Source organism: Clostridium brassicae, assembly GCF_026738875.1.
Classification (GTDB): domain Bacteria; phylum Bacillota; class Clostridia; order Clostridiales; family Clostridiaceae; genus Clostridium_H; species Clostridium_H brassicae.
In genome coordinates this window covers 122,877-149,491 of the sequence record NZ_JAPQFJ010000004.1, presented here as the reverse complement: position 1 = coordinate 149,491, position 26,615 = coordinate 122,877, and the positions used below count along the sequence as shown (strand labels likewise).

Below are 26,615 nucleotides of genomic sequence, written 5' to 3'. Positions count from 1 at the left end.
AAAATATATCCAAAAGAAGTGACATAATTGGAAAATACAAAAAAGTTAGTATAGATAATATTAGCTTTACACTAAGTCATTTCCCTGAAAATATATTAAAAAATCCATCGGAATATAATTTGTTTGGACATAATTTATTAATAGGAAATATAAAAAAACAAAATCAGATATATTTAAATGGAATAATTAATATAAATATAATAAATTTAGTTACTAGACAAGTTGTTAAATTGCCATATCCTTTAGGAATAGATGAAAACAGATTAGGTAAGGGAAGAGTTGGATTTTAAGTTAGGGAGGAGAATGCATATGTTTTCTTTACTAAGAGGTGGGCCTAAAATACTTTTGATACAACCTAGTAATATGGAAGAATTTTTAAAATATTTAGAGACAGAGACAAATTTTAAGGAAAGTGATTTTAAATTTGCATATGAACATTGTGGAGAAAGTTATACTATGCTTTGTTTAAGTTATGATATGAAAGAAACAGTTATACAAGAAGACATAAGCCATGTATTTCTAGCAAAAGTTCAGCCAGATACTTTATTGTGTAATATGATAAATGAAGATAAAATACAACTCATAACAAGTTCTAGATTAGCACCAGAAATAATTGTTATGAGAGGAGTAGGAAATTTAGAGAAAGTTTTAAACGCCATACACAAAGACTATGGTGGACTTATTGGCAAATTTGAGAGTATATTGAGCCAAAATAATAACAAAGGAAATGTTATAATCCTATCCCAAGGAAGATTAAGCAATAATGTAAGTTTAACTAATACTTATGAAAAGGTATTATATATACAAGAGGAATATTATTCTTTGTTTGAAAGCTTGAGGATTCATGCATTAAGGTATGCAAATGAGGGACTTGAAAATAGAGATTGGTACGAATTAGAAGTAAAGATTTATGATAGATATGGAGATTATGAATTGCAATATGAGAGACTTATTAGAGTAATTGATGGATTAGAGTTAGGAATGATTTTAGGAGAATCATGGGGAAAAGATTATCCAAGATTTCTTATGAGTGTAGAAGTATATAGATTAAGGTTTTTTACAGTTTATGAGCCTAAATACATAAAGAAGATATTATTAGCTATGGAATATTCAGAAGATGGAAGGAGGTTAGTAGATTATGATCTTTATTATAATCGAAAAAAAATAGATTGGACAGATGTCATAGAGAAAAAATTTAATGGAAGAAATGACTTGGGGTATAAATATAGAAAAGATATATTACGTAATCTATCTTCAAAAGAAATAGATAAATTGAAAAATTTGGAATATGAAATTCTAAATCATCAGAAATAAAAAGTATAGAAAAAGAACCGGCAGAATTTAGCAGGTTCTTTATTTCTTCCACTTAAATACTACAATACCTACTAGCATTATCGCTACACCTAGGATTTCTTTAAACCCAAAGTCTACTTTCTTACTTCCAAATAATCCAAAGGCATCAATTAATCCAGCAGCTAAAAGCTGAGATATTAATATAGTAGATATAGCATATGTAGTTCCTAATTTAGATATACCACACATTACAGTAAAAATAATTACTACTCCTAGAGGACCTCCAAGAAGATATAGTTTATTTGCAGAACTTAAATTTTTAAAATTGCCATTACCAGCAAAAAATAAGACAATTAAAGTTAAAGCAAAACCTATTCCTTGAACTAAGGCATTTGTTTCCCAAAGACCAATTTTTTCTCCAAGTTTACTATTGAATACTCCCTGAAGACTCATAGAAATTCCGGAAATTATAGAACAAATTAAGCCCATCATAAAATCACCTTCCCAGAATATCTTACCCTTAAATAAAGATAAATATTATACTAAAAGGTGAGTATATTAATAAAATTTTGTATATTAATAACCTATGTCTTGTCTTTTATGATTTAAATTATTTTTTTTGTAGTAAGCATTTTCTATTTCATCTGATGAAAATCCTAAAGTTCTACCCAAAGATAAAAAGTCTTCAAATAAAGTCTTGTAGTTATCTTTGCTAGTACAGACAACAAAATCATTAATATCTATGTATATGTTTAAGAATGCTTCAGTTAAATCATGGGGCTCATGTCTGATGATAAGTTCTAAATTTTCAAAATTTTTTTCAAGTCCTAAACTTAAGATGAAGTGAAGGCAATCTACATATTCCTCTAAAATGACGTCTTTCTCAGAAGGACCTTTATTGCTCCAAAACTTAAAGCATCGGGTTTCATTGGCAAGTTCACTAACTTCTACCTGAAGCGCTAAAACTTTTTTAGAAAATAAAGACTCATTCTGCAAGTTTTTTTCTGTGTTTATTCTTTGATCTAGATTGCGTTGGAGTTCAAATAACTTATTAAAATTCATTTTAATGATTCCGCCTTTCTAAAAATCAAGTATGAGAATAATATACATATATATATATTCTATATTATTTTCAGAAATATTAAAAGATTAACAAATCGTTTACATTTAAATTTTATAAAAATAAATCAGTATCAATGATTGAAACTGATTTATAAAAATTAATATTCTCTTAAAGGATAGGATTTAATTAATACTTCTTTACGATTGTTAATTGGTTTCCATAATTCTAATCTATTTACTTTTGCAAAGTCATAGTTAAGATTTAATTGTTTATTATTTAAAGCTATAGCGGATTCATCGCTAAATTGCTTTCGTATATTATAATTAGAATTGGCTAAAGAGATAGAAAAATTGGTTTCGTAATCTGGTTTTACATTAAATCCACTTAAAGATAATGTTTCTGTTACTTTTCTTGCAATTCTTATCATATAACCTTTTTTTTCTACCCTCAAACCTATATTTTTTCCGAAGTTATCTAAACTTATATTAGGACTAAACTGGACTTTAAAGTTTTTGTAAGGGTGCAAAGTATCTAAGATGACTTTATCATATTTTTCCATATTAGGATCTATTACTGTTTGTATAGGTATATGAAATTTGTGGCTAGTTTTGTAAAGTTTATATTTTCTACATATGCGTTGTTGTGTAGTTTGAAGAAAGGCATTCGATTTATCATCAAATAATGCTACTAAATAATATTTCATGCTAATCCTCCGAAATACTGACTTTTACTGATATTATATCATATTTATAGTAATTGTACATTTTTAAACAGATGTTTATAGAAATAATAACCTAATTTAATAAATATAAGCTTGTATAAAATTTTGCCCAAAACTAATAATAATTATGAAGTTAATATTAAGGAGGAAAAATAAATGGATCATAATCAAAGTATACGTTGTACAGTAGATGAATGTAAATTCCATTGTAATAAAGATGATTATTGTACTTTAGAATCAATAGAAGTTGTGAAACATGAACCTAAAGCAAAGACAGTAGAATGTACTGATTGTGGAAGTTTTCAAACAAAATAACAAAAAAATGGGCCTTTTGACAGGCTCATTTTTTTATTTAGCATATAAATCCAAAGAAGGTAGATATATAAGCTTTATATTTAAACAAATTTATTTTAAAATGTTCAAGGATATAAATATAAAATTTTCTTTAAAAAGTACAGCAAATATATAAAAATAAGTATTAAAATTTTTAAGTATTGTGTTATAATTAAGGTTGTTGCAATGAGCAGAAAAATAGAGATTAATATAATATAGAAAAAATAATAGTAAGGATGGATAATAATATGGAGAAACTCGTTATTGAAGGTGGATATCCTCTATATGGCGATATTGAAGTAAGCGGAGCTAAAAATGCAGCTGTAGCTATTTTACCAGCCGCTATAATGGCATGCAAGGGTGTGTGTGCTATAGATAATATTCCAGATATAAATGATACAAAGTGTATTTTAAGTATTATTGAGAGTTTAGGTGCAAAAGTAAGCAAAAATAATAATTCGGTTATAATAGATAGTACTTGTATGACTAGTGTTGATGCAAATACAGAAGAAGTTAGAAAAATGAGAGCTTCTTATTACCTTATAGGAGCACTTCTTGGAAGATTTAAGAAGGCTAGGGTAGAAATGCCAGGTGGATGTGCTATAGGGGTAAGGCCTATTGATCAGCACATAAAGGGATTTGAGGCATTAGGAGCAAAGGTTAAGATAGAACATGGTGCTGTAGTTGCAGAAGCAGAAGAATTAATAGGAACAAATATATACTTTGACGTAGTTAGTGTTGGAGCAACTATAAATGTGATGCTAGCAGCTGTTTTTGCAGAAGGAAAAACAATACTTGAAAATTCTGCTAAGGAACCTCATATTGTAGATGTAGCTAACTTTTTAAATAGTATGGGAGCGGATATTAAGGGAGCAGGTACTGACGTAATAAAAATCAACGGGATAAAGGAATTAAAGGGATGTAACTATAGTGTAATACCTGACCAGATAGAAGCAGGTACATACATGATGGCGGCAGCGGCTTGTGGAGGAAAAGTTAATATTAATAATGTTATTCCTAAGCATTTAGAAGCTATTTCAGCAAAGCTTATAGAAATGGGAGTTCATGTAACAGAAAATGAAGATAGTATAACTATTGAAAGCTCTAGAGATTTAAAGGGAGTAAATGTAAAAACTCTTCCTTATCCAGGATTTCCAACAGACATTCAACAACCTATGACAACTCTTTTAAGCATTGCAAAAGGAAGAAGCATAGTTAATGAAAGTATATGGGAAAGTAGATTCAAACATGTTGACGAATTAAAGAAAATGGGCGCTAAAGTAAGTGTTGAAAATAACATAGCTATAATAGAAGGCGTTAGCAAACTTTCTGGAGCAAAGGTTACTGCAACAGATTTAAGAGCAGGAGCAGCTATGGTTATAGCAGGATTAATTGCTAATGGCAAAACAGAAATATCAAAGGTGGAACATATAGATAGAGGTTATCCACATATAGAAGAAAAATTAAACAGGGTAGGAGCAAAAATCACTAGAATAAAGAAATAGTAGTAATAGGTAGATCTTTTAAACTTTGCAAAACTATCAAGAATGGAGAATATTGCAATGATATTTTGTCCTTTATATAGTGGAAGCAGCGGAAATAGTATATTTGTTTCTGGGGGGGGAAGCAGTATTTTAATTGATGCTGGTCTTCCAGGAAAAAGAATTGAAAAAGCTCTGAAGGATATAGGGAAAGAACCTTCACAGCTAGATGCTATTTTTGTTACTCATGAGCATATAGACCATGTAAAAGGTGTAGGTGTAATGTCAAGAAGATATAATATACCTATATATGCAAATGAGCTAACTTGGTGCGGCATGAAGAAAAGTGTTGGCAAAATTAATGATGAAAATGTAAAAATTATAAATAAAGACTATGTTAGTTTAAAAGACATGCAGATATCTTGCTTTAAAATACCTCATGATGCTGCTGACCCAATAGGATATACAGTAACAGAGAACAACAAAAAAGTAAGTATAGCTACTGATTTAGGATATTTTTCAGAAGAAGTAGAAGTAGCAGTAAAAAATTCAGATGTTGTTTTATTAGAAAGTAATCATGATGTTGAGATGTTAAAATTTGGACCGTATCCATATCCTCTAAAAAGAAGAATTTTAAGTGATATAGGTCATTTGTCAAATGAGTGTTGCGGAAAAGCTATATTAGAAATAATAAAACGTAATACTAAACAAGTTATATTGGGGCATCTAAGTAAAACTAACAATTATCCAGACCTTGCATATGAAACAGTTGCAAGCATATTGCGAGAAAATGGAGTTAAATTAGGTAAAGATATAAGTATACATATGGCAAATAGAGACATGCCTAGTAATTATATTGAGTTTTAATTTAATATAAAATTAAAATATGTAACATTGAAAAAAAATAGAATGTCTATTATAATGTTATGAGATTATATTATAATATAATTTATAGAAGGAGAATGAATTATGAGTTTGTATAAAGATTGGACAGATATGGTAATTGATTATGTTAAACATAAAGGTGAAGCAGCGTTTTGGAAAGAATATGGCGAAATGGAAAAGAATATATATAGCATAATTTTAGCTAATCATAAAGAAGTTTTTAAAGGAAAAGTAGAGGATTTAGCAAAACAATTTGATACTCCTATTAACTTTTTCATAGGGTTCTTAGATGGAATTAATGATAGCCTTGTAAATCCATATGATATAGAAAATCTTGAAGCTGATTCAGAAATTGAATTAAACTTAAATTTAGAAACTCTATACTTCAATATGTTAGATGCAAAAGCTGACTATTTATATAGCTTACCTCAATGGGATGGTATATTCTCACCTGAAAAGAGAAAAGAAATAACAAAGGAATGGAGAAGTTCTAAGACTATAGTTAGGGAAGATAAAGTAGGAAGAAATGATGCATGTCCATGTGGTAGTGGTAAAAAATATAAAAAATGCTGTGGTAAAAATGCATAATTTTATAATTTAATGATACTTATTTAAAGTTAAAATTTATAATAAACTAATAAACCTTACATAAAAATATGTAAGGTTTATTTATCATGTGGTTATACTTATGATTATTATAGAGTTTTAATAATTTGTGGATAAATGTTAAGGATATATGTTAATAACTTTCAGATGGAGTAAAAACTCCACCTGAAATCAAGATTCCTGTTATATAAAATGGTAATCTTATAACAAAAGAATGGAGATATTATGAATATAACAATAGTATGTGTTGGAAAATTAAAAGAAAAATATTTAAAAAAATCAGTAGAAGAGTATGCTAAAAAGATAAGAAAAATTTCTAATATAAATATAATAGAACTTGAAGATGAAAAGACACCAGATAATGCTTCTGAAAAAGAAGAGATTATAATAAAGGAAAAAGAAGGAACCAATATCTTAAGGTATATTAAGGATGGAATGTATGTTATAGCTATGGATTTAAATGGAAAGAGAGTAAAGTCAGAAGAGTTTGGTAAAGTTATAAATAATACAAAAGTTAGAGGGGTTAGTGAGATTGTTTTTATAATAGGTGGATCTTTAGGGCTATCTAAGCAGGTTATAAATAGGGCAGATTATAAAGTATGTTTTTCTAGAATGACTTTTCCTCATCAGCTTTTTAGGGTAATGCTTCTGGAACAAATTTATAGGAACTTGTTGTAAGGGCAATTGAAAATAATTGGTTTAAATAGTTGTTTAATGAAATCAATTTATAAAAAGAAATTATAAAAAGAAATTATTAATTTCTTTTTATTTTTTTACATAACAAAATTGTTACTAGTTTGTTATTCTTATTCATTATTTTGTAACCATTTTTAAAGCCAGGTGTACTATAATTTTCATGGCGTCAGGAGATTTTATAATAATTTAAAAATTTTGAAACAATTATAATAGTGGGGAAAGAGTATGCTTAATAAAAAAACAATAAGAGTAAGAGTTAAGAACAGTAAGGAAAAAAAGATAATAAAGGTTAACATTAAGAGATTTTTTAAATCAATAATTATATGTAGTTTAGTTATATCTTTTACGGGTGTTACAGTAAAAAAATGTATCATAAACAAATTTTTTTCAAACGATACCGTTCAAGCTTATGATGTTTCTAATAGTAAAGATGTGAAAAAAAATTTACCAAATAAAGATCAGGATAATAAACGTAAGAATATAAGTGCAATAGATAAAAAAGATTTGAAGGGTAAAGAAAGTGGAGAAAAATTATATAGTAATAACAGTTCAAATAACAAAGAAGATATTTTAAAGGAGGCTGTATTCTTTGGGGATTCTATCACAGAGAGCTTATCATTTTATGAGTTATTAGATGAATCACAAGTGTTTGGAATAAAAGGACTTAATTTAGTTAAAGCCGAAAAACAAATGGACAAGCTAATACAGTTAAATCCTAAAAAACTTTTTATATTACTGGGGAGTAACGATGTTGAGTCAGGAATGAATAGTAAACAATTTATAAAGGATTATAAAGAATTAATACAAACAATAAAGTCTAAAATACCTAATTGCAAGATCTATGTTCAATCTATTTTGCCAGTTACAGAAAAAGCTCAGAAAAAGCAAGCTAATTTTGCTATTTTTAGAATAAATGAATTTAATAATGCTTTAAAGGAAATGACAAAAGATGAAAACCTAGAATTCGTGAATTTGTTACCGATACTAGAAGGAAAATCTAATTTATATGAACCAGATGGAATACATTTTAAGATTGGATTTTATAACCTATGGATAGATTACTTAAAAAATAAATTATATTTAAATTAAATATAAAAAAGGAGAAAAATCATGCTAAACAAAATGAAAAAAATCAACAGAAAATTAATTGTTATTACTGGAGTAATTGTTTTTACAGTAGCTACTTTTGTAGGATGTTCATCTTCAAAGTCATCTTCTAAAAGTCCAGAAGTAAGTAAAGTTGTAGAAGAAATGAAGGAATCTATTGATGAATCTGATATGAAAAAAGGAGATGAAGATAAACTTAAAAAGCTATACAAAATTAATCCTGATGAAATAGAAGAGTTCGTTATGTATGCACCTTCTACAAACCTTAAAGCTAATGAATTATTAGTATTAAAAGTTAAAGATGCAAGTAAGGTAGATAATATTAAAGAGCAGGTATCAAAAAGAATAGAGAAACAAGCAGCTAGTTTTAAAGACTACCTTCCTGATGAGTATTATTTAATAGAAAAACATGTATTAAAAACTAAAGGCAACTATATTCTTTTATCTATATCAAAGAATTCAGAAAAAATAGAATCTATATTTGATAAAGCTTTTAAATAGGCATTTATGAATTGATTACTTTGGGGGTGGACTAAATTGGTTTTTAGCAGCTTGATATTTATCTTTTTATTTTTGCCTATAACTATTGGAATGTATTATATGGCACCTAGATTTCTTAGAAATTTCATTTTATTTTTGACAAGTCTTATTTTTTATGCATGGGGAGAACCTGTATATATCTTAATAATGTTATTTTCAACAGTATTTGATTATATAAATGCGTTGCTTATTGAACGATATAGGCATAAAAAATTGATTCCTAAATTAGTTTTTATAAATTCTATAATTGTAAATTTAGGAATACTAAGCTTTTTTAAATATTATAATTTTTTAATTGGTAATATTAATGATTTGTTTGGATTAAGTATTGCTTCTCAAAACCTTCCACTCCCTGTAGGAATATCTTTTTACACGTTTCAAACAATGTCTTATGTAATTGATGTTTATCGCAACAAAGTAGAGGTACAGAAAAATATTATATGCTTTGGAACATATGTTACTATGTTCCCTCAGCTTGTTGCAGGGCCTATAGTTAAATATGGAGATATTTCTAAACAGATTAATAAGAGGAAAGAAAGCTTTGATAAATTTGGAGAAGGAGTAGAATTGTTTATAATAGGACTTTCTAAAAAAGTAATTCTTGCTAATAATATAGGGATACTCTGGGATAGTGTTAAAGCTACTCAAATAAGTCAGCTTTCTATTCTTTCAGCTTGGCTTGGAATAATTGCTTTTACATTTCAGATTTATTTTGATTTTAGTGGATACTCAGACATGGCTTTAGGCCTTGGTAAGATGTTTGGATTTGATCTTATGGTCAATTTTAATTACCCGTATATATCAAAGAGTGTAACAGAATTTTGGCGTAGATGGCATATTTCATTAGGATCGTGGTTTAGAGAATATGTTTATATTCCTCTTGGTGGAAATAAGAAAGGAAGTTTAAAGCAATACAGAAATTTATTTATAGTATGGTTTCTTACAGGTCTATGGCATGGATCAAATTGGAGTTTTATATTTTGGGGATTGTATTTTGGTGTTTTAGTAACTATAGAAAAGATATTTCTTTTAAAATGGCTTAACAAAGCTCCAAAATTCATTAGTAGAATATATACAATGATTATAGTTATTGTGGGGTGGGCTATTTTTGATATTGAAAACATGAGAAAATGCGGGAATTTTATTAAAACTATGTTTGGACTTAATAGAAATGTGCTACTAGACAAGCAATCTCTCTATTACTTATCTAGTAATATTATTTTGTTTATAATTTTAGTGATTTGTTCTACTCCTATGCCTAAAAAAATCATATATAGTATGAGAAAAAGGTTTAAATTTACTAATACTATAGTAGTTTCTATGATAAATATTTTACTAGTATTTACTGCTACTGCTTATTTAGTAAATGAGAGCTATAATCCTTTTCTATATTTTAGGTTCTGATATTACGATATAGGGCATTTGAAAGAGGTGTTATTCTTGGAAAAACGTAATAATTTATGCAGATGGATAATAGGAATATTTTTTGTACTTTATATATTTGGTATGCTGGTATTTAATATATTAAATCCAAGCCGGGAGTTTTCAGAATCTGAAAATAGGAAACTAGAGCAGAAGCCACAATTTTGTTTAGATAGTTTGATAAAAGGAAAGTTTACTAAAAACTATGAAGAATACATATCGGATCAATTTTTTCTAAGAGATTTTTGGATAGGGGTAAAATCAAATGGGGAAAGACTTATAGGCAAAAAAGAAAACAATGGAGTATATTTGGGTAAAGACGGCTATTTGTTTCAAAAGTTTAATAGGCCTGAAGAAAACAAAATTAAAGATATAGTAGAATCAATTAATTCATTTTCTTCTTTAAATCCTGAAGTGAATAAATATCTTATGGTTGTGCCTAATTCTACAAAGATTTTAGAAGAAAAGCTTCCTTCTTTTGCATGTGACGAAGATCAAATTATGTATATTAATAAGTTAAAAAAATATATAAAAAAAGATGTAAAGTTTGTGGATGTATATAATGAACTATCATCTAAAAAAGATGAATATATATTTTATAAAACGGACCATCATTGGACAACTAAAGGGGCATATTATGCTTATAAGAAACTAATCAAAGACATGGGATTTACTCCCCATAAGAAAGAGTATTTTAATGTTAAGAATGTTACTAATAGTTTTTACGGCTCACTATATTCTAAAAGTGGTTTTAGAAATATAGAACCTGACAGTATACAAATTTATACACCTAAAACCAATGAAAAGTCTAAGGTTTGGTATTATGATAAAATAAGAGATGGGAGCGAAAATAAAACAGTAGCCAAAGATAAAGAGTATGATTCCATTTATAAAATGGAGAACATAAATAAAAAAGATAAGTACACTATATTTTTTAATGGAAATCATTCTTTAGTAAAGATAAATAGCGATATAAAAACTAATAAAAAATTATTAGTGGTAAAAGATTCTTATGCTAATTGTTTAGTTCCATTTTTAACAGGACATTATGATGAAATATATGTAGTGGATCTTAGATATTATAACGAAAATTTACAAAAACTAATAAAGTCTAATAGAATAAATGATGTTCTAATACTTTATAATGCTAAGTCTTTTTTTGAAGATGATTCAATTGATAATATTTGTGAATAAATCTTAAATTAATAAGTTTAAAGGTGACGAGATGAATATTAATATAATAAATACTGAAAAGATTACAGAGAAATTTGCAAGGGAAGCAGTACAAGAATATACAAAAAGATTGTCTAGGTATTGTAAATTAAAATATATAGAAGTTAAAAATGAAAATCAACTTTTAAAAGAAATAGGAGATAGAACATACCTTATTTTGCTGAATTATAAAGGAGAAAATATATCTTCAGAAGAATTTGCAGGCAGAATTAATGAACTCGGTATAAAAGGTAATAGTAATATAACAATATTAATTTGCAATACAGATTTACCACAAGAAGTTACTGAAAAAGTTAGTTTTCATATGAGTATATCTCAAATGGAGATGGATATAAATGTGTTATGTATGGCTTTATATGAACAAATTTATAGAGCATATAGGATTATGAATGGAGAACCGTACCATAAGTAAATGAGATTTTTTGTATTAGATGTGTTGAAGGACTTACTGGTTATAAGTAAGTTCTTGATATGTGGTACGCCTAGCATAGGAACGTGCTTGTTGGTGAAAGTACATGTTCTCACCTGAGGAAGTCTGATAGATACATATTAAAATAGATAAAATTCTAAGAGATAACCTATATAGTAATATATAATTGAACTATCAGAAGTCATAGTAACTCCACTAAACGCAATAGCGAAGGAAAGAGTGAGCGTTAAGAGGTTTACAACTTTGGATAAATCAAAGAAACTACAAAGAAAGCAGAAAACTTAATATAGGGACCAAATGCTGGAAGTAGAAGCGAAACTTCAACATAGATTAAAGGTGCAGAGTAATTCTATGGTTTTACCAAATAGGGAAAACGTAAACGATGAAGCATTTGATGAGGATGAAGATAATAATTGGCTATAAATTTCACTTCCTCTTTGACCTTGAAATAAGCTTTGAAAAGGGGCAATTAAAGTATGAACACTAGTACCTTTTTCTAATTTATTTATGAATTAAGTAAATAATTTTATAATTTATTATGGGAATAATATTACTATAGGCAATATTTTAAAAAGGCTATCTATTTTTAAAATATAATATTATTGTTAACGAATACAAAGTATAGTATAGTATTTATTAAAAAGTTAATGTATATTATGGCCATTAGGAAAATTGTACTTATAGAGGAGTGAAATAAATGAGGGGGATAACTAAAAGACAAAAAGAAATTCTAACTAGAATAATAAATAGTACAGGGTATAGTAGTCCTAAGGAACTAGCTAATAAATTAGAAGTATCTACAAGAACTATACGAAATGATATTTTAGAGATAAATAGCTATAATACTGTGCAAGTTGTAAGTATGATAAAGTCTAAGGGGTATTACATTAAAGAACATGAACTTGCTAAAAAAATGTTAGAAGAATATAGTGATGACATTCCTATTACAGTTGAGGAAAGAACTTCTTATATTATAAACAAGCTTTTATATAGAATGGATAGTATTGATATATTTGACTTAGCAGATGAATTAATGGTAAGTGAATATACAATAGAGAAAGATTTAAATAAAGTTAAACTTCTATTTAAGAATGAAAATAACAATATAGAGATGAAGAGAGTTAGTAATAAAATATTTGTAGAGGCAACTGAAAAAGAGAAGAGAAGTTTATTGTGCAAATTAATTTTAAAAGAGCAAAAAGACAACGTTTTTGATATAGACAGTTATGCAAAAAACTTTAAAAATATTGATATTAGAGAGATAAATAATATTCTAAGAAGTTACTTTCTTGAAACGGATATAAAGATAAATGATTTAGCTATAATTAATTTAGTTGTACATATCCTTATTGTTTTGGAAAAGGTAAGAAACAACTTTGATATTAAAGATGATAATAATTATTTAAGTATGTTAGATAATGAGGATATTAAAATAAGCAATGATATATGTGAAAGGATTGAGAAATTAATAAATATTACTATTCCTAAAAGAGAAAAGGAGTATATTGCATTACTTATATCTGGAAAGAGAATATTTATACACAATAGAAGTAACATAGAAAAAAATAATGAAAAAGTTACTAATTTTATAAACCATATAGTTGATAAATTATATAAAGAATATTTATTTAATTTTAAAGATGATATGGAACTAATATCTGGTTTGAGCCTCCATATGGAAAACCTATTAATCAGAAGTAAAAAGGGAATATTTATTCAAAATCCTTTGATTTATACAATAAAAAAGGTATATCCATTGATTTATGACATGGGAGTATCCATATCATTAGAGTATGAAGAGACCTTCGGTTATAGATTAAATGATGATGAGATAGGATTAATTGTATTACATTTAGCATCATCTATAGAAAAATTAAATGAAGAAAATTTTAGAATTAGGTGTTATGTTATTTGTCCTACAGGAGTATCTTCAAGTAACTTATTAAAAAATAGGTTAATGAAAGTGTATCCTGATAAGCTTAATGTTGTAGGATGTCTATCAATACAGGAATTAGATGATGAGAAGGTAAAGGCTGTAGATTTAATAATATCCACAGTTCCTATAGAAAAAACTTTAAAGGTTAAGACAATTGAATGTTCTCCATTTTTATTAAAGGATGATATTAATAAATTAAATAAAACTTTAGATTCTCTAATGAATAAAGAAGAATACAATGAAATTTCTAAATTATTTGATAAAGATTTATTTTATAAAGACATAGAATTAGAGGATAGAATGGATATAATTGAATATTTAGCTGAAGAGCTTTATATTAAGGGTTATTGCCCTAAGGATTATGTAGAATATGTACTAAAAAGAGAAAAGGCATCTTCAACAGCTTATGGTGGCTTAATAGCTATTCCCCATCCTTTAGAAAAGGTGGCATATAATAATAAAATAGAAATAGGAATATTAAAAGAACCAATTATGTGGGGCAAATATAAGGTGCAAGTAGTATTCTTATTTTGCTTAAATAGTGATAAAAATTTAAACTTAGATGCTTTTTTTGAAAGGTTAATTTTCCTTGTTGAAAATCAAGATGTGATGAAAAAACTTATAAATTCTAAGAACTATGAGGAGTTTGTAAATATTTTTATTGCTGATTATAATTAGAATGAAATCGTTATATACTTTTTCCGTTTGAAGTGGAAAAAGTATATTTTTTTATGGCAAAAATTTTAGATATAATAAAGCCATAAGATATCTTATTAAAAAAAGTTTGGAGTGTGACCTTAATGGACGAAATGAATGAAATAGAATTTGAGTTAATAATGCATAGTGGAAATGCAAGAAGTTATGCTATGGAAGCAATAAGAGAAGCAGATAAAGGTAATTTCAAAAAAGCTAATGAATTATTGTCAGAATCTAAAAAAGAGTTATTAAATGCACAAAGAAGTCATAGTGGAATTATTCAGGATGAAGCAGCAGGGAAAAAAATTGAAATAACTTTATTATTAATGCATAGTGAAGATCATCTTGCATCATCTACCGTAGTAGTAGATTTAGCAAAGGAGATAATAAAAATTCATCAGAAGTATAATAAGGAGGAGGACTAATATGAAGAAATTTTTATGGGGGACAGCTACAGCATCATATCAATGTGAAGGTGCGTGGAATGAAGACGAAAGAGTAGAGTCAATGTGGGATTATTACTTGCATAAGAATAATCTTGAGGATGGCGATACAGCTTCAGATCATTATCATAGATTTAAAGAAGATATTAAATATATGAAAGATGGTGGTCATAACACATATAGATTCTCATTGGCATGGCCAAGGATTATAAAAAATATAGATGGAGATATAAATCCAAAGGGAATAGAGTTTTACCATAAACTTATTGATGAATGTTTAAATAATGGCATTACTCCATTTGTAACAATATATCACTGGGATTTACCACAATTCTTAGAAGAAAAGGGTGGATGGATTAACAAGGAAACAGTTGATGCGTATATACATTATGTAAAAGTAGTATTTAAAGAGTTTGGTGAAAAAGTAAAACATTTTGTAACATTTAATGAGCCAAGATACTTTATTTTTTCAGGATATAAAATAGGAAATTATCCACCTGCATTGCAAAATACTGAATTTACTATAAAGGGATCATATTATGTTATGTTAGCTAATGCTAGAGCAATTTCAGAATATAAAAAGCTTAATTTAGATGGAAATATAGGAATAGTTCATAGCTTTGCCCCTGTATTTGGAGTTGATGATACTTTAGAAACGAAGATAGCTATGAGAAATGCAGATAATTTTATGAATAACTGGATATTAGATACTGCTGCAAAAGGAGAAATACCTATAGATCTATTAACGAGATTAAGTATGAAATACGATCTTTCATATATTACACCAGATGATATGAAAATAATTAAGGAAAATACTGTGGATTTCATAGGACTTAACTATTATGCTAGAGTATTGGTAAAACCATATGCAGAAGGTGAAACAACTTTGGTAGTTAATAATGCAGGAAGTAGTGCAAAGGGAACTTCTAAAGTAATAATAAAAAATTGGTTTGAGCAAGTATTTGACCCAGCATCAAAATATACAGAATGGGATACTGAAGTATATCCAAGAGGACTTTATGAAGGCATAATGATGGTTCATAACAAATATAATCTACCTATTTATATTACTGAAAATGGAGTAGCTTCATATGAAGATGTAACAGGTGATGAGCCAGTAAATGATGATTATAGAATTGAGTTTTTAAATGACCATATTGCTGCAATTTTAAATGCTAAAGATGAAGGGGCAGATGTAAAAGGCTATTACGTATGGTCTACAATGGACTTATACTCATGGAAAAATGGATGTAAAAAGAGATATGGATTAGTTGCAGTAGATTGGAAAAATGGATTAGTAAGAAAACCTAAAAAATCTTATTATTGGTTTAAAAAAGTATGTGAAAGCAATGGAAAAATTATCGATAGGAGGAATATATAATGAATATTATGTTAGTTTGTAATGCGGGAATGTCAACGGGTATGCTTGCAAAAAAGATGGAAAAAATTTCCGAAGGTAAATGTAAAGTAAAAGCATATGGAATTGCAGAATATATGGATTATTTAGAAAATGTGAATATCATATTAGTTGGTCCACAAATAAGATTTGAATATGAGGATATAAAGAAAACAGCAGGAGGTATACCAGTTTTAAATATTGATCCTTTAAAATATGGAAGCATGGATGCAGCCTCAATTTTAAAGACTGTTTATGTTGAATTAGGGGGGAGAAATAATGAGTAAGCTTTCTCAATTTAATTCATTCTGTGAAAAAAAGATCATGCCATATGCCAACAAGATGGCTAAACAAAGACATTTAGCTTCAATGAGAGATGCTTTTATGAGCTTACTTCCAATTACATTAATGGGAGGAGTAGCTGCTATAATAAAATCTCCACCAATTACAGAGAATACTACAAATATATTTCTATTAAAATGGGCTGAATTTGCTACAGGTAATAGCGGTATTTTAAATTGGTTATTTACTTTTACATTAGGAGCAATGTCATTATATATTGCTATTGGTATTACACATTTCTTATGTAAACATTATAAAATGGAATCATTTTTGCCAATTTTGTTTGTTATAGTAGGATTCTTTTTACTAGTAACAGATCCAATTGAATTAGGATATGCATCAAAATCCATTGAAATAGCATATATAGATGGAAAGGGATTAATTCCAGCTATTCTTATCAGTATATTAACAGTAGAATTTTATAGATTTATGAAGGTAAGGGATTTTGGAAGAATAAAAATGCCAGAAAGTGTCCCAGCTAGTTTAAGTGACGTATTTGCAGCTTTTGTTCCAGGATTTATAATAATAATAATATATATTATTATATATACTATTTTTAGTAAATTAGATACAACTTTACCTAAATTCCTATTTAGTTTATTAGCACCAACTTTTAAAGCTGTTGATAGTATTTTCTTTACAGTAGCTATAACATTAATAACTCACTTATTATGGTTTTTTGGAATACATGATGCAGCATTAGCAGGTATAATGGGACCAATTAGAGACGGTAATTTATCAATTAATGCAGCGGCACAAGTTGCAGGAGAACAACTTCCTCATGTATTTACAACACCATTTTGGGTATACTTTGTAGCAATTGGAGGATGTGGAGCCGTTTTAGGATTAGCAATATTGTTAATAACAGCTAAATCAAAACAATTAAAAACAATAGGTAAAATGGGTATTGCACCTGCTATGTTTGGTATTTCTGAACCATTAATATTTGGTGTACCATTAATGTTAAATCCAGTTTTCTTAATACCATTTATTTTTACAGCAACTATAAATGCTGTAGTTGCTTATCTAGCAATGTCACAAAATATTGTAGATAAGACATTCTCTATGTTATCATGGAATATGCCAAGTATAATAGGAGCATTTTTCTCTACGCTAGATTGGAAAGCAGTTGTACTTGTAGTAGGATTAATTATAGTAGATATGATTATTTATTATCCTTTCTTTAAAGTCTATGATAAACAACTTGTAGCTGCTGAAAAAGAAGAAGAAGGGGATTTATAGGTTTTAGATATAGATAAAAAAGCTTGTATTATTTTATGAAATGGTCCCTATGTCAAGGACTTTAAAAAAAGGCTATCAAGCTATAAGTTGGTTCCTATATTGAGTAGGAGCCGGTTTTTTTTAAAATCCCAATTGATATCTATAATTAATATAATCATCTATTAGAAACTATAATCCTTTAAAGCTTGTATAAATTTTAAGATATATTTCGTCTTTCATATGCCCGAAAAATGATTCTTCAGGAGCGTTATCCCCACAGTTGCCACGTCTCAACAATGATTGTCCAATATTATATTTTTTTAGTAGTTTTTGAAATGCTGGAGTAGTATAATGAGCAACCTGATCTGAATGAATAAATGAATCTTTACGCAATAAGTCTTTATGATTATTTACTAAACTTTTAATAGTATCTGTAGCTATATGAAGGGTAATATTTTTTAAAAGTTTATAAGCAAGAATTTCATTCGAGCTTTCATCTTTGATGGTGGGCAAATAAATTCTATTAGATGTTTCATATGATAAATATGTTATATTAAACTCTTTCTCTAACGCATCTTAAAAGAACGGGAACATTTCTTATGTTCTCTATTCTCAAAAGCATTTAGACTTAGATTATGTAACCATAAATTCATCTATAGTTAACCCAACTGAAATTAAAAGTGAAATAATACAATTAGTTACGTCTATTGATGTAGCTTTACTATTAAATGAAAAGGATGTATATTATTCTATTTTGGGAATTCTTTATGAGGGTGAGTGAGTTTCAGTAAGAGGAGGAATATATAACTCAGCATTAAGATATTATAGAAGACAAGAGAGAGAAAATAAAAGGTGTGTAATAATAATTATATCAGAAGATGGATATATAAATAGTATTCCATAATATATTTATAAAACTTCATTTACTACTGATACGGAGAACTGTATCATAAGTAAGTGAGGTTAATAGTCTTAGCTAGATAATGTTTAGCTAAGGCTGTTTTTTATATATTAAAATATTATAAGTAATAAAAAGTAAGGGAATAAATAGGATGTTATTTTTAAATATATTATAATAGTATATATCTGAAAAATATATATGTATAAGTTTTGTGATTTATCTTGGAGGTATATTAATGTTTAAAATTGGTGAGTTTTCAAAGTTAACTCAAGTGTCTATTAGAATGTTAAGATATTATGATGAGATTGGATTATTAAAACCTGCAAAGGTTGATTTATTTACAGGATATAGAATGTATTCTGCAGAGCAGATACCAATACTCCAAAAAATTATTTTATTAAGAGATACTAAATTCACTACATTAGAAATAAAAGATATAATACAAAGATGTAATGAGACAGACATATTAGATGAATTAGAAAAAAAGAAAATTCAAATTAATAAAGAAATATCTATGGAACGACAAAGAATTAAGAAGATAGATACTGCAATAAAAGAAATTGAAGCAAAAAAATTTAAGATACATTGTAATATAAATTTTAAAAAGGTAGAGAAGATGTTGATATTATCCACAAGAGATATAATGCCATCATATTTTGATGAAGGAATTCTATGGAATAGATTATGTAACTTTATTAATAAAGAGAATATACCTATAAAACAAGATATGTACAATAATATTGCTATTTATCATGATATAGACCATAAGGATGAGAATGTAGATATTGAAGTAGGTATGCTTGTAAATAAGGTTGGCGAAAACAAGCCTGGATTTATATACAGAGAAATTGAGGCTGTTGAAAAAATGGCTTATGCAATGGTATATGGACCATATATTAATTTGGGAAAGGCATATGAGAAACTTGCATATTGGCTTGAAAGTAATAATGAATATATGTCAGATAAACCATCTAGGCAGATATGTCATATAGGAGTTGAAGATTCTGATAATCCAAAAGAATATCTTACGGAAATACAAATTCCATTAAAATAATTACATTGACTCTCACATTATGTGAGGGTCTATTATCTATTTGTAAGATAAATAAGGAGGTAATAATTATGGAACTAAAAGAAATTGGTAAGATTAAAGTTGAAGGAGAAAATATGTTTCTTCAAATTAATAAGGAGTATATAAAAGGATTGCAGGGACTAGAATCTTTTAGTCATATTGATGTATTGTGGTGGTTTGATAAATGTGATAATAGGAAAAGTAGAAATGTTTTAGAAGTAAATAAGCCTTATAAAAATTCACCTGAAATATTAGGAGTTTTTTCTACTAGATCACCTGAGAGGCCAAATCCAATAGCTTTTTCTGTTACTCAAGTAACACATATTGATTATGAAAAAGGAATAATTTATATTACTTATATTGATGCAATGAATGATAGCAGTATTTTAGATTTGAAACCTTATACTCCAAGTTTGGACAGGGTAGAAGAGCCTAGTGTTCCAAAATGGTGTAGCCATTGGCCAGTATGTTGTGAAGAATCTGGAGATTTTGACTGGGAAAATGAGTTTTTATTTTAATGAACATAAAATATACTTTGTGTTATAAATTATGAATCTTAGAAAAAGTGCTAATCTTGTGAGGATGGAGCACTTTTTTCTTTGCTTTTAACTTCTATATTAATAGCAAGCCTTAAATATTGTGAAATATATGACTAATAGCCCAAGGAGGATAAAATGTCCAAAACTTCACTTAAAGTTGTTACGGTGAACCGTACTTCCAATTATGGGGAGTTTAGTTCTTTAGGTAACAGTTATAAAGCTGGAGCCTACTAAATTTCAAGGTGTGCAACATAAAATTTAATATTGAATTGTTGTTAAATATAATTGAATGGAAAAGCACAACTATTCTTGGTCAGGCGGAGTGCTATTTTATATGCATAATTTACAATGTTTGTAGTTAAATTTAAGGAGTTTTATGAGAGTGTTTAGAACGAATAAAAAGAGATATTGAGTGAAATACTTTATAGAGAACTATTATAGTTGTAAGGAATGTACAGTGAATTTATTAGAGTGGCAAGATAGATATATGACACGCTGTTTTGGGATAATTGAGGAATTAGTGGTCTAATGTATTTGAAATATGTAGAATATGCAATTAAGAAAAGTGGTATATTTTTTATGGCGGACAGGGGAAAATAGTAAAGCAGATTTAGTATGCATTACTTTTATACATCATAATAATTAAAAACAAGGAAGGGGATTTAAATGGACAAAATAGAAGTAAAAAACCTTGTTAAGATTTTTGGTAATAATCCCAATAGAGCCTTGGAAAGATTAAAAAAAGGTGAAGGCAAAGAACAAATTCTTAAAGAAACAGGGTTAACAGTCGGAGTTAATCATGCTTCGTTTACAGTAAAAGAAGGAGAGTTCTTTGTCATAATGGGACTATCAGGTAGTGGCAAATCTACATTAATTCGTCTTATTAACAGGCTTATTGAATCAACAGCTGGGGAGATTAAGATAGATGGTGAAAATATAACAAAAATGAGCTCAAATCAATTAATAAATATACGACGCAAAAAACTTGGAATGGTATTCCAAAATTTTGCACTTTTACCACATAGGACGATAATGAGCAATGTGGAATTTGGATTAGAGATTCAAGGAATCTCTAAAGAGCAAAGAGAAAAAAAAGCTAGAAAAGCTATTGAAGATGTTGGGCTCAAAGGATATGAGGATAAATATCCTGAGCAATTAAGTGGTGGCATGCAACAACGTGTTGGTTTAGCTCGTGCTTTAGCAAATGATACAGATATATTATTAATGGATGAGGCATTCAGTGCGCTGGATCCACTAATTAGAAAAGAGATGCAAGATGAACTTATAAGTTTGCAAGATAGACTAAAAAAAACAATTATTTTTATCACACATGATCTAGATGAAGCATTAAAGCTAGGAGATCGTATCGCTATTATGAAAAATGGTAATATCGTTCAAATCGGAACAGCAGAGGAGATACTTGAAAATCCAGCCAATGAATATGTATCTAATTTTGTCGAGGATGTCGACCGTTCTAAAGTATTAGTAGCTTCTAATGTTATGAAAAAACCTGATATAATCACAACTTGGAAGGATGGCCCGAGAGTAGCTATCCGCAAAATGGAGGAAAATGGAATATCCAGTATATTTGTAGTTGATAAGGAGAAAAAAATAAAAGGGATTCTAACCATTGATGATACCATAAAAGCAGTTAATGAAAATAAATGGATTGAAGATGTTCTTCAACATGATTTTTACAAGACATCACCAGACACGCCATTAAATGAATTATTAGGTATGGCAGCAGAAACGAAATATCCAATTGCTGTTGTTGAAGATGATAAATTATTAGGTATCATTGTTCGTGTTTCAATCCTATCTGGACTTGTATTAGGAAAGGATCAGGGAGGTGAAAACAAATAATGCATTATTTTAATTTACCATTAGAAGAGTGGACTAATAGTTTTGTAGATGGTTGGCTCATTCCAACTCTAGGTGGTTTTTTTAACAAAATTAGTTATGGCATTGGATGGTTTATTGATTTAATAACTACTCTATTTACAGCGTTTCCACCAGAGCTAATAGCTATCATAATCATCATAATTGCTTGGAAATTTGCAGGAAAAAGTGTTGCAATATTTACTGTAATTGGACTCTTATATTTGGGTTCTGTTGATATATGGAAAGAAGCTATGCAAACACTATCTATTGTTTTTGTTGCTACGATTTTTTCAATCGTTGTAGGTGTACCTATTGGCATACTTAGTGCTAAACATAGAACATTTGATCATATCATTAGACCGATTTTAGATTTTATGCAAACTTTACCAAGCTTTGTTTATTTAATTCCAGCTATTTTATTATTTGGACTTGGTGGTGTTCCGGCTGTTATAGCTACTTTTATTTTCGCAACTCCACCAGCTGTACGTATGACAAACCTTGGCATTAAACAGGTACCAGCTGATGTTGTGGAAGCAGCTCATGCATTTGGTGCTACATCAAAACAATTATTACTTAAAGTTCAACTACCATTAGCAATACCAACTATAATGGCGGGTATTAATCAAACAATTATGTTAGCACTTTCTATGGCGGTTATTGCTTCAATGATTGGGGCACCAGGTCTTGGTTCTCTTGTACTTGCAGGAATTTCAAGTGTTAATGTTGGTAAAGGCTTGGTTGGAGGATTGGGTATTGTTGTTCTAGCTATCATTCTTGATAGAGTGACACAAGGATTAGGTAAAAGTAAAAGAAATATTTCATAATAATTATTTAAGCTCTAACAAATGATAATACCTGTGAAAATAATTATAAGTATATATTATAAAGCTAAACTTCTAATTAACAAAAAAGGAGTGTTAAAAATGTTTAAACATATTAAATCAAGTATTTTATTAATTTTAATTGTGAGTATATTTGTTGGATGTGGAGCAACCACAAAGCAAGGCACAGAAAATAAAAATACAACTGACGAGATTGTTGAGAATAAAAATGCTACTATTACATTTGGCGTAACACCATGGAGTAGTACTGTACCACCTACACAAATAGCTAAAAAAATCTTACAGGATATGGGTTATACTGTTAAAGAAATAAGTGCAGATGCAGGCGGTGTTTATGCAGGACTATCTACCGGGGACATTGATGTATTCATGGATGCATGGCTACCTGATATGCATAAAAATTATATGAAAAAATTCGGTACTAATATTGATGATGTTTCAGTAAGCTATCCAAATGGTGAACTAGGATGGGTTGTTCCTACTTATGTTAAAGATGTGAATTCTATTGAAGATATTAAGGGTAAAGAAAGTCAATTTGGTGGAAAGATATATGGGATTGAAGAAGGTGCGGGTATGACTATGACATCAAAAGAAATGATTAAGGCATATGGATTAGATTTACAATATGTTGCATCTAGTGAAGGTGGAATGTTAGCACAAGCTTCAAAATTAATAAAGGATAAAAAACCTGTAATTTTTCTTGGATGGCGTCCACATCCAATGTTTGTTAATTATGATTTAAAAGTTCTAAAGGATCCAAAAGGATATTTCAAAGCATCAGAAGTGCATGTTCTAACCCATAAAGGATTAAAAAATAAAGCTCCCGAAGCATATGCATTCTTAAGTAAATGGAATATTGATGTGGAGGATATTGAAAAGATGATCGTTGAAATTGATGGGGGAAAAGCACCTGAGGATGTAGCAGCAGAATGGATTAAGCAACACAAAGATAAAGTCAATGCAATGACAGGAAAATAAAGGTAAACAAATTAACACCAAATTCTATAAAAACAGAAATTAGATCGATATGATGAACTATATCATAAAGAAATTAGAAAGTTGACAATTATACTAAATTTAATGTATATTATAGGAGATAGATTTCAAAAAAAGAGAGGTATTTTTGTGAGTGTTTAGTATCTAAAATAGTTAAGTTAATATTAATTCCTAAAAATAGGGTAATTATACCTTCTATTTGTCATGGAATTAAATTGTACTATTAAAGATACAAGTCCACGAATTTACTTTGAAAAGGTAATATAAAAATACCTTTATTAATTGTTGAATTTTAAGCTGTGGAAGTATCCACAGCTTTTTTTATTATACAAAAAATAGAAATCTATCACGATTTCGTTGACTTGTAGTGTAATAAAAAACAAGAAAGGATTATTAATATGAATAATTTAACATTAGAAAAATTACATTACTATGAGTTAAAAGAAATAATAAAAGGATATTGCATTAGCGGATTAGGAAAAATGTTAATTGATAAATTAGAGCCAAGTAGTAATATAAAAATTATAAATCAAAGACTAAATGAAACATCAGAGGGAAGAGCATTAATAGATGCTTCTTATAATATGCCATTAAAAGGTGTTTTCAATATATTACCTCTTATTGATAAGATTGAAAAAGGAACTTCTTTAGAACCGACTGATTTAGATATAATATCAAACTTTTTAAGAGGGTGTAGAAAAGTCAAATTATTTATAAAGGATAAAGAAAGATATGCACCTACATTAAGTTCTTATGGGGAAAATATTTCTGATTTAAGATATATTGAAGATGAAATAAATGTCGCTATTAGGGGAAGTATAGTTGATTCAAATGCTAGTAAGGAACTGAAAAAGATAAGAAAACATATTGATATATGTGAAAGCAAAATAAAGGATAAATTAAATAAGTTTCTTAAAAATAGTCAAAATAAAGAATATATTCAAGAATTCTTTATTAGTCAGAGAAATGGAAAATATACTATTCCTATTAAGGCAGCATATAAAAATCAAGTTGAAGGAACAATTATTGAAACATCTTCAAAAGGAACAACTGTTTTTATGGAACCAAATAGTATATCAAAGTATACAGGTGAATTAAATGTATTAAAAGCAGAAGAAGCTATTGAAGAATACAAGATATTAGCTACTTTAACAGATATGATTTTTGAGAGAATAAAAGAGTTAAAGATGAATGTTGATGTTATATCAGAATATGATATGATCTTAGCAAAAGCTAAATATAGTAAAGAAATAGATGGAATTAAGCCTAAGTTAAATGATTACGGATATATTAAGATAATTAAAGGAAAATATCCTTTAATTAAGAATAGCGTACCTTTAGATTTTCAAATTGGTGAAAATTATAGAGGGGTAATAATTACAGGACCAAATGCAGGTGGAAAAACTATAGTGTTGAAGTCAATTGGTTTGTTAACATTAGCAACACAATCTGGATTTCATATTGCAGCTAGTAAAGGCACAGAGATTTCAATATTTAACAATATATTTGTTGATATAGGGGATAATCAAAGTGTTGAAAATTCTTTAAGTACATTTTCATCACATGTAAAAAATCTAGCTGAAATAATAAGAAAAAGCACAAAGTCAACATTATTGTTATTTGATGAAATTGGTAGTGGAACAGAACCTAATGAAGGATCAGCTTTAGCTATTGCAATACTAGAAGAGTTGTATCACAAAGGATGTATAACTATAGCAACTACTCATTATGGAGAAATAAAAAACTTTTCCCAAGAGCATCCTGATTTTGAAAGTGCAGCTATGGAATTTGAAAAAGAAACTCTTGAACCACTATATAGGCTTAGTATAGGAAAAGTAGGAGAAAGTAACGCTTTATATATTTCTAAAAAGATGGGTTTAAGTAACTCAATTATAAATAAAGCAAGAGAATATATAGATACTAAAAGCTATAATTATAATTTAATAAAAGATAGCAAGATTGTAAAAAATAAAGATGTACAACTAAATGAAGATTTATATGAATATTGTGTAGGGGATAAAGTTATTCTTCTAGAAAATAATGAGCCAGCTATTGTATACAGGGGAATAGATAAATTAAATAATGTTACTATACTATATAATAAAGAATTTGTTGAAGTTAACTATAAGAGAATAAAATTATCATTAAAAGCAAGTGAACTTTATCCAGAGGGTTATGATTTAAATCAATTATTTATAAGCTATAAGGAAAGAAAGTTAGAAAGAGATATTGAAAGAGGATCTAAAAAAGCTCTTAAAAAAATAAGAAAAGAAAGATTAAAATAATTTAATAAAGTTTTTTATTAAAGTAAATATTCGCTTTTTTATGTTGATATGTTTTGTATCCAAATATAAAGAAGTGAATTTTATTTTTTAGTTTATAAAGTATAAGTAAATTTAATAGTTATAAAATATCCAGTTCACTTATATGATAAGATGAAAATATATTAAAAATTTTTGCTCGGAAACAATATGGAAACAACTTCATTAAATTTGGTAAAATCACTATGATAATATTTAGATATACTAAATATAAGGAGT

28 protein-coding genes are annotated in these 26,615 nt (G+C 28.1%); 24 read left to right on the top strand and 4 right to left on the bottom strand.

All coding sequences use genetic code 11. The annotated features are described in order from the left end of the window. Positions 1-119: 119 nt before the first annotated feature. A complete protein-coding gene (locus OW729_RS05855; RefSeq protein WP_268060543.1) occupies positions 120-290 on the top strand; it encodes a hypothetical protein in 171 nt (56 codons plus the stop codon). A 19-nt stretch (positions 291-309) separates the two neighbouring features. Continuing rightward, positions 310-1,314 (top strand): hypothetical protein, encoded by a 1,005-nt coding sequence (locus tag OW729_RS05850; protein ID WP_268060542.1) that lies wholly within the window; start codon positions 310-312, stop codon positions 1,312-1,314. Positions 1,315-1,353: 39 nt separating this feature from the next. Here OW729_RS05850 and OW729_RS05845 read toward each other — a convergent pair whose 3' ends face one another. The 3 genes from OW729_RS05845 to OW729_RS05835 all read right to left on the bottom strand — a co-directional run bounded on the left by OW729_RS05845 (position 1,354) and on the right by OW729_RS05835 (position 3,059). Beyond that, the gene (locus tag OW729_RS05845) at positions 1,354-1,785 is read right to left on the bottom strand and encodes a DMT family transporter (RefSeq protein ID WP_268060541.1); all 432 of its coding nucleotides are present in this window, start codon (positions 1,783-1,785) and stop codon (positions 1,354-1,356) included. Positions 1,786-1,869: 84 nt separating this feature from the next. Next, positions 1,870-2,355, bottom strand: a complete 486-nt coding sequence (locus tag OW729_RS05840) for a dUTP diphosphatase (RefSeq protein ID WP_268060540.1) — start codon at positions 2,353-2,355, stop codon at positions 1,870-1,872. A gap of 158 nt (positions 2,356-2,513) precedes the next feature. Beyond that, positions 2,514-3,059: a 2'-5' RNA ligase gene (locus tag OW729_RS05835; RefSeq protein WP_268060539.1), complete on the bottom strand. Its 546-nt coding sequence runs from the start codon at positions 3,057-3,059 to the stop codon at positions 2,514-2,516. A 174-nt stretch (positions 3,060-3,233) separates the two neighbouring features. On the opposite strand from OW729_RS05835, the gene OW729_RS05830 reads away from it, so the two are divergent. From OW729_RS05830 to OW729_RS05755, 16 genes are all read left to right on the top strand, one after another. Next, on the top strand, positions 3,234-3,392 hold the full coding sequence (locus tag OW729_RS05830; protein WP_268060538.1) for a DUF1540 domain-containing protein: 159 nt from the start codon (positions 3,234-3,236) through the stop codon (positions 3,390-3,392). A 266-nt stretch (positions 3,393-3,658) separates the two neighbouring features. Next, a complete protein-coding gene (locus OW729_RS05825) occupies positions 3,659-4,915 on the top strand; it encodes a UDP-N-acetylglucosamine 1-carboxyvinyltransferase (protein WP_268060537.1) in 1,257 nt (418 codons plus the stop codon). Between the two features lie 57 nt (positions 4,916-4,972). Continuing rightward, positions 4,973-5,758, top strand: a complete 786-nt coding sequence (locus OW729_RS05820) for an MBL fold metallo-hydrolase (RefSeq protein WP_268060536.1) — start codon at positions 4,973-4,975, stop codon at positions 5,756-5,758. A 102-nt stretch (positions 5,759-5,860) separates the two neighbouring features. Continuing rightward, complete coding sequence (locus OW729_RS05815; RefSeq protein WP_268060535.1) at positions 5,861-6,364, top strand: SEC-C metal-binding domain-containing protein; 504 nt, start codon at positions 5,861-5,863, stop codon at positions 6,362-6,364. A gap of 243 nt (positions 6,365-6,607) precedes the next feature. After that, positions 6,608-7,060: a 23S rRNA (pseudouridine(1915)-N(3))-methyltransferase RlmH gene (gene rlmH / locus OW729_RS05810; protein WP_268060534.1), complete on the top strand. Its 453-nt coding sequence runs from the start codon at positions 6,608-6,610 to the stop codon at positions 7,058-7,060. A 243-nt stretch (positions 7,061-7,303) separates the two neighbouring features. After that, positions 7,304-8,167 carry a GDSL-type esterase/lipase family protein gene (locus OW729_RS05805; protein WP_268060533.1) on the top strand — a complete coding sequence of 288 codons (864 nt, stop codon included), beginning with the start codon at positions 7,304-7,306 and terminating at the stop codon, positions 8,165-8,167. A gap of 21 nt (positions 8,168-8,188) precedes the next feature. Further along, on the top strand, positions 8,189-8,686 hold the full coding sequence (locus OW729_RS05800) for a DUF4358 domain-containing protein (protein ID WP_268060532.1): 498 nt from the start codon (positions 8,189-8,191) through the stop codon (positions 8,684-8,686). Positions 8,687-8,722: 36 nt separating this feature from the next. Further along, a complete protein-coding gene (locus OW729_RS05795; RefSeq protein ID WP_268060531.1) occupies positions 8,723-10,129 on the top strand; it encodes an MBOAT family O-acyltransferase in 1,407 nt (468 codons plus the stop codon). A 27-nt stretch (positions 10,130-10,156) separates the two neighbouring features. Beyond that, complete coding sequence (locus OW729_RS05790) at positions 10,157-11,341, top strand: DHHW family protein (protein ID WP_407647645.1); 1,185 nt, start codon at positions 10,157-10,159, stop codon at positions 11,339-11,341. Between the two features lie 31 nt (positions 11,342-11,372). Beyond that, positions 11,373-11,792: a 23S rRNA (pseudouridine(1915)-N(3))-methyltransferase RlmH gene (locus OW729_RS05785; protein ID WP_268060529.1), complete on the top strand. Its 420-nt coding sequence runs from the start codon at positions 11,373-11,375 to the stop codon at positions 11,790-11,792. Positions 11,793-12,107: 315 nt separating this feature from the next. Next, complete coding sequence (locus OW729_RS05780) at positions 12,108-12,233, top strand: hypothetical protein (RefSeq protein ID WP_268060528.1); 126 nt, start codon at positions 12,108-12,110, stop codon at positions 12,231-12,233. Positions 12,234-12,507: 274 nt separating this feature from the next. Then, positions 12,508-14,424, top strand: coding sequence for a BglG family transcription antiterminator (locus OW729_RS05775; RefSeq protein WP_268060527.1), 1,917 nt, complete (start codon positions 12,508-12,510; stop codon positions 14,422-14,424). Positions 14,425-14,546: 122 nt separating this feature from the next. Further along, positions 14,547-14,867, top strand: a complete 321-nt coding sequence (locus OW729_RS05770; RefSeq protein ID WP_268060526.1) for a PTS lactose/cellobiose transporter subunit IIA — start codon at positions 14,547-14,549, stop codon at positions 14,865-14,867. Between the two features lies 1 nt (position 14,868). After that, entirely contained in the window at positions 14,869-16,266 is a 1,398-nt protein-coding gene (locus tag OW729_RS05765) for a glycoside hydrolase family 1 protein (RefSeq protein WP_268060525.1), read from the top strand. After that, positions 16,266-16,568: a PTS sugar transporter subunit IIB gene (locus OW729_RS05760; RefSeq protein WP_268060524.1), complete on the top strand. Its 303-nt coding sequence runs from the start codon at positions 16,266-16,268 to the stop codon at positions 16,566-16,568. The genes OW729_RS05765 and OW729_RS05760 overlap by 1 nt, the downstream gene beginning before the upstream one ends. After that, positions 16,561-17,865, top strand: a complete 1,305-nt coding sequence (locus OW729_RS05755; RefSeq protein ID WP_268060523.1) for a PTS sugar transporter subunit IIC — start codon at positions 16,561-16,563, stop codon at positions 17,863-17,865. Before OW729_RS05760 ends, OW729_RS05755 begins: the two co-directional genes overlap by 8 nt. Before the next feature lie 168 nt (positions 17,866-18,033). Here the strand turns inward: OW729_RS05755 and OW729_RS05750 are convergent, their stop codons facing one another. Continuing rightward, positions 18,034-18,396 carry a DDE-type integrase/transposase/recombinase gene (locus OW729_RS05750; RefSeq protein WP_326498360.1) on the bottom strand — a complete coding sequence of 121 codons (363 nt, stop codon included), beginning with the start codon at positions 18,394-18,396 and terminating at the stop codon, positions 18,034-18,036. Positions 18,397-18,980: 584 nt separating this feature from the next. Here OW729_RS05750 and OW729_RS05745 point away from each other — a divergent pair. From OW729_RS05745 to OW729_RS05720, 6 genes are all read left to right on the top strand, one after another. Further along, positions 18,981-19,799 (top strand): MerR family transcriptional regulator, encoded by an 819-nt coding sequence (locus OW729_RS05745; protein ID WP_268060521.1) that lies wholly within the window; start codon positions 18,981-18,983, stop codon positions 19,797-19,799. A gap of 68 nt (positions 19,800-19,867) precedes the next feature. After that, positions 19,868-20,335: an SAM-dependent methyltransferase gene (locus OW729_RS05740; protein ID WP_268060520.1), complete on the top strand. Its 468-nt coding sequence runs from the start codon at positions 19,868-19,870 to the stop codon at positions 20,333-20,335. A gap of 687 nt (positions 20,336-21,022) precedes the next feature. Next, positions 21,023-22,219, top strand: coding sequence for a quaternary amine ABC transporter ATP-binding protein (locus tag OW729_RS05735; RefSeq protein ID WP_268060519.1), 1,197 nt, complete (start codon positions 21,023-21,025; stop codon positions 22,217-22,219). After that, on the top strand, positions 22,219-23,061 hold the full coding sequence (locus OW729_RS05730; protein WP_268060518.1) for an ABC transporter permease: 843 nt from the start codon (positions 22,219-22,221) through the stop codon (positions 23,059-23,061). Before OW729_RS05735 ends, OW729_RS05730 begins: the two co-directional genes overlap by 1 nt. 99 nt (positions 23,062-23,160) lie before the next feature. Then, entirely contained in the window at positions 23,161-24,057 is an 897-nt protein-coding gene (locus OW729_RS05725) for a glycine betaine ABC transporter substrate-binding protein (RefSeq protein ID WP_268060517.1), read from the top strand. 416 nt (positions 24,058-24,473) lie between these two features. Beyond that, positions 24,474-26,360, top strand: a complete 1,887-nt coding sequence (locus OW729_RS05720; RefSeq protein WP_268060516.1) for an endonuclease MutS2 — start codon at positions 24,474-24,476, stop codon at positions 26,358-26,360. Positions 26,361-26,615: the final 255 nt, after the last annotated feature.

Bases quoted from the DNA above. Each gene is read 5' to 3' on its own strand.
- OW729_RS05850 (WP_268060542.1), top strand. From the start codon at position 310: ATGTTTTCTTTACTAAGAGGTGGGCCTAAAATACTTTTGATACAACCT.
- OW729_RS05845 (WP_268060541.1), bottom strand. From the start codon at position 1,785: ATGATGGGCTTAATTTGTTCTATAATTTCCGGAATTTCTATGAGTCTT.
- OW729_RS05840 (WP_268060540.1), bottom strand. From the start codon at position 2,355: ATGAATTTTAATAAGTTATTTGAACTCCAACGCAATCTAGATCAAAGA.
- OW729_RS05835 (WP_268060539.1), bottom strand. From the start codon at position 3,059: ATGAAATATTATTTAGTAGCATTATTTGATGATAAATCGAATGCCTTT.
- OW729_RS05830 (WP_268060538.1), top strand. From the start codon at position 3,234: ATGGATCATAATCAAAGTATACGTTGTACAGTAGATGAATGTAAATTC.
- OW729_RS05825 (WP_268060537.1), top strand. From the start codon at position 3,659: ATGGAGAAACTCGTTATTGAAGGTGGATATCCTCTATATGGCGATATT.
- OW729_RS05820 (WP_268060536.1), top strand. From the start codon at position 4,973: ATGATATTTTGTCCTTTATATAGTGGAAGCAGCGGAAATAGTATATTT.
- OW729_RS05815 (WP_268060535.1), top strand. From the start codon at position 5,861: ATGAGTTTGTATAAAGATTGGACAGATATGGTAATTGATTATGTTAAA.
- rlmH (WP_268060534.1), top strand. From the start codon at position 6,608: ATGAATATAACAATAGTATGTGTTGGAAAATTAAAAGAAAAATATTTA.
- OW729_RS05805 (WP_268060533.1), top strand. From the start codon at position 7,304: ATGCTTAATAAAAAAACAATAAGAGTAAGAGTTAAGAACAGTAAGGAA.
- OW729_RS05800 (WP_268060532.1), top strand. From the start codon at position 8,189: ATGCTAAACAAAATGAAAAAAATCAACAGAAAATTAATTGTTATTACT.
- OW729_RS05785 (WP_268060529.1), top strand. From the start codon at position 11,373: ATGAATATTAATATAATAAATACTGAAAAGATTACAGAGAAATTTGCA.
- OW729_RS05780 (WP_268060528.1), top strand. From the start codon at position 12,108: ATGCTGGAAGTAGAAGCGAAACTTCAACATAGATTAAAGGTGCAGAGT.
- OW729_RS05775 (WP_268060527.1), top strand. From the start codon at position 12,508: ATGAGGGGGATAACTAAAAGACAAAAAGAAATTCTAACTAGAATAATA.
- OW729_RS05770 (WP_268060526.1), top strand. From the start codon at position 14,547: ATGGACGAAATGAATGAAATAGAATTTGAGTTAATAATGCATAGTGGA.
- OW729_RS05765 (WP_268060525.1), top strand. From the start codon at position 14,869: ATGAAGAAATTTTTATGGGGGACAGCTACAGCATCATATCAATGTGAA.
- OW729_RS05760 (WP_268060524.1), top strand. From the start codon at position 16,266: ATGAATATTATGTTAGTTTGTAATGCGGGAATGTCAACGGGTATGCTT.
- OW729_RS05755 (WP_268060523.1), top strand. From the start codon at position 16,561: ATGAGTAAGCTTTCTCAATTTAATTCATTCTGTGAAAAAAAGATCATG.
- OW729_RS05745 (WP_268060521.1), top strand. From the start codon at position 18,981: ATGTTTAAAATTGGTGAGTTTTCAAAGTTAACTCAAGTGTCTATTAGA.
- OW729_RS05740 (WP_268060520.1), top strand. From the start codon at position 19,868: ATGGAACTAAAAGAAATTGGTAAGATTAAAGTTGAAGGAGAAAATATG.
- OW729_RS05735 (WP_268060519.1), top strand. From the start codon at position 21,023: ATGGACAAAATAGAAGTAAAAAACCTTGTTAAGATTTTTGGTAATAAT.
- OW729_RS05730 (WP_268060518.1), top strand. From the start codon at position 22,219: ATGCATTATTTTAATTTACCATTAGAAGAGTGGACTAATAGTTTTGTA.
- OW729_RS05725 (WP_268060517.1), top strand. From the start codon at position 23,161: ATGTTTAAACATATTAAATCAAGTATTTTATTAATTTTAATTGTGAGT.
- OW729_RS05720 (WP_268060516.1), top strand. From the start codon at position 24,474: ATGAATAATTTAACATTAGAAAAATTACATTACTATGAGTTAAAAGAA.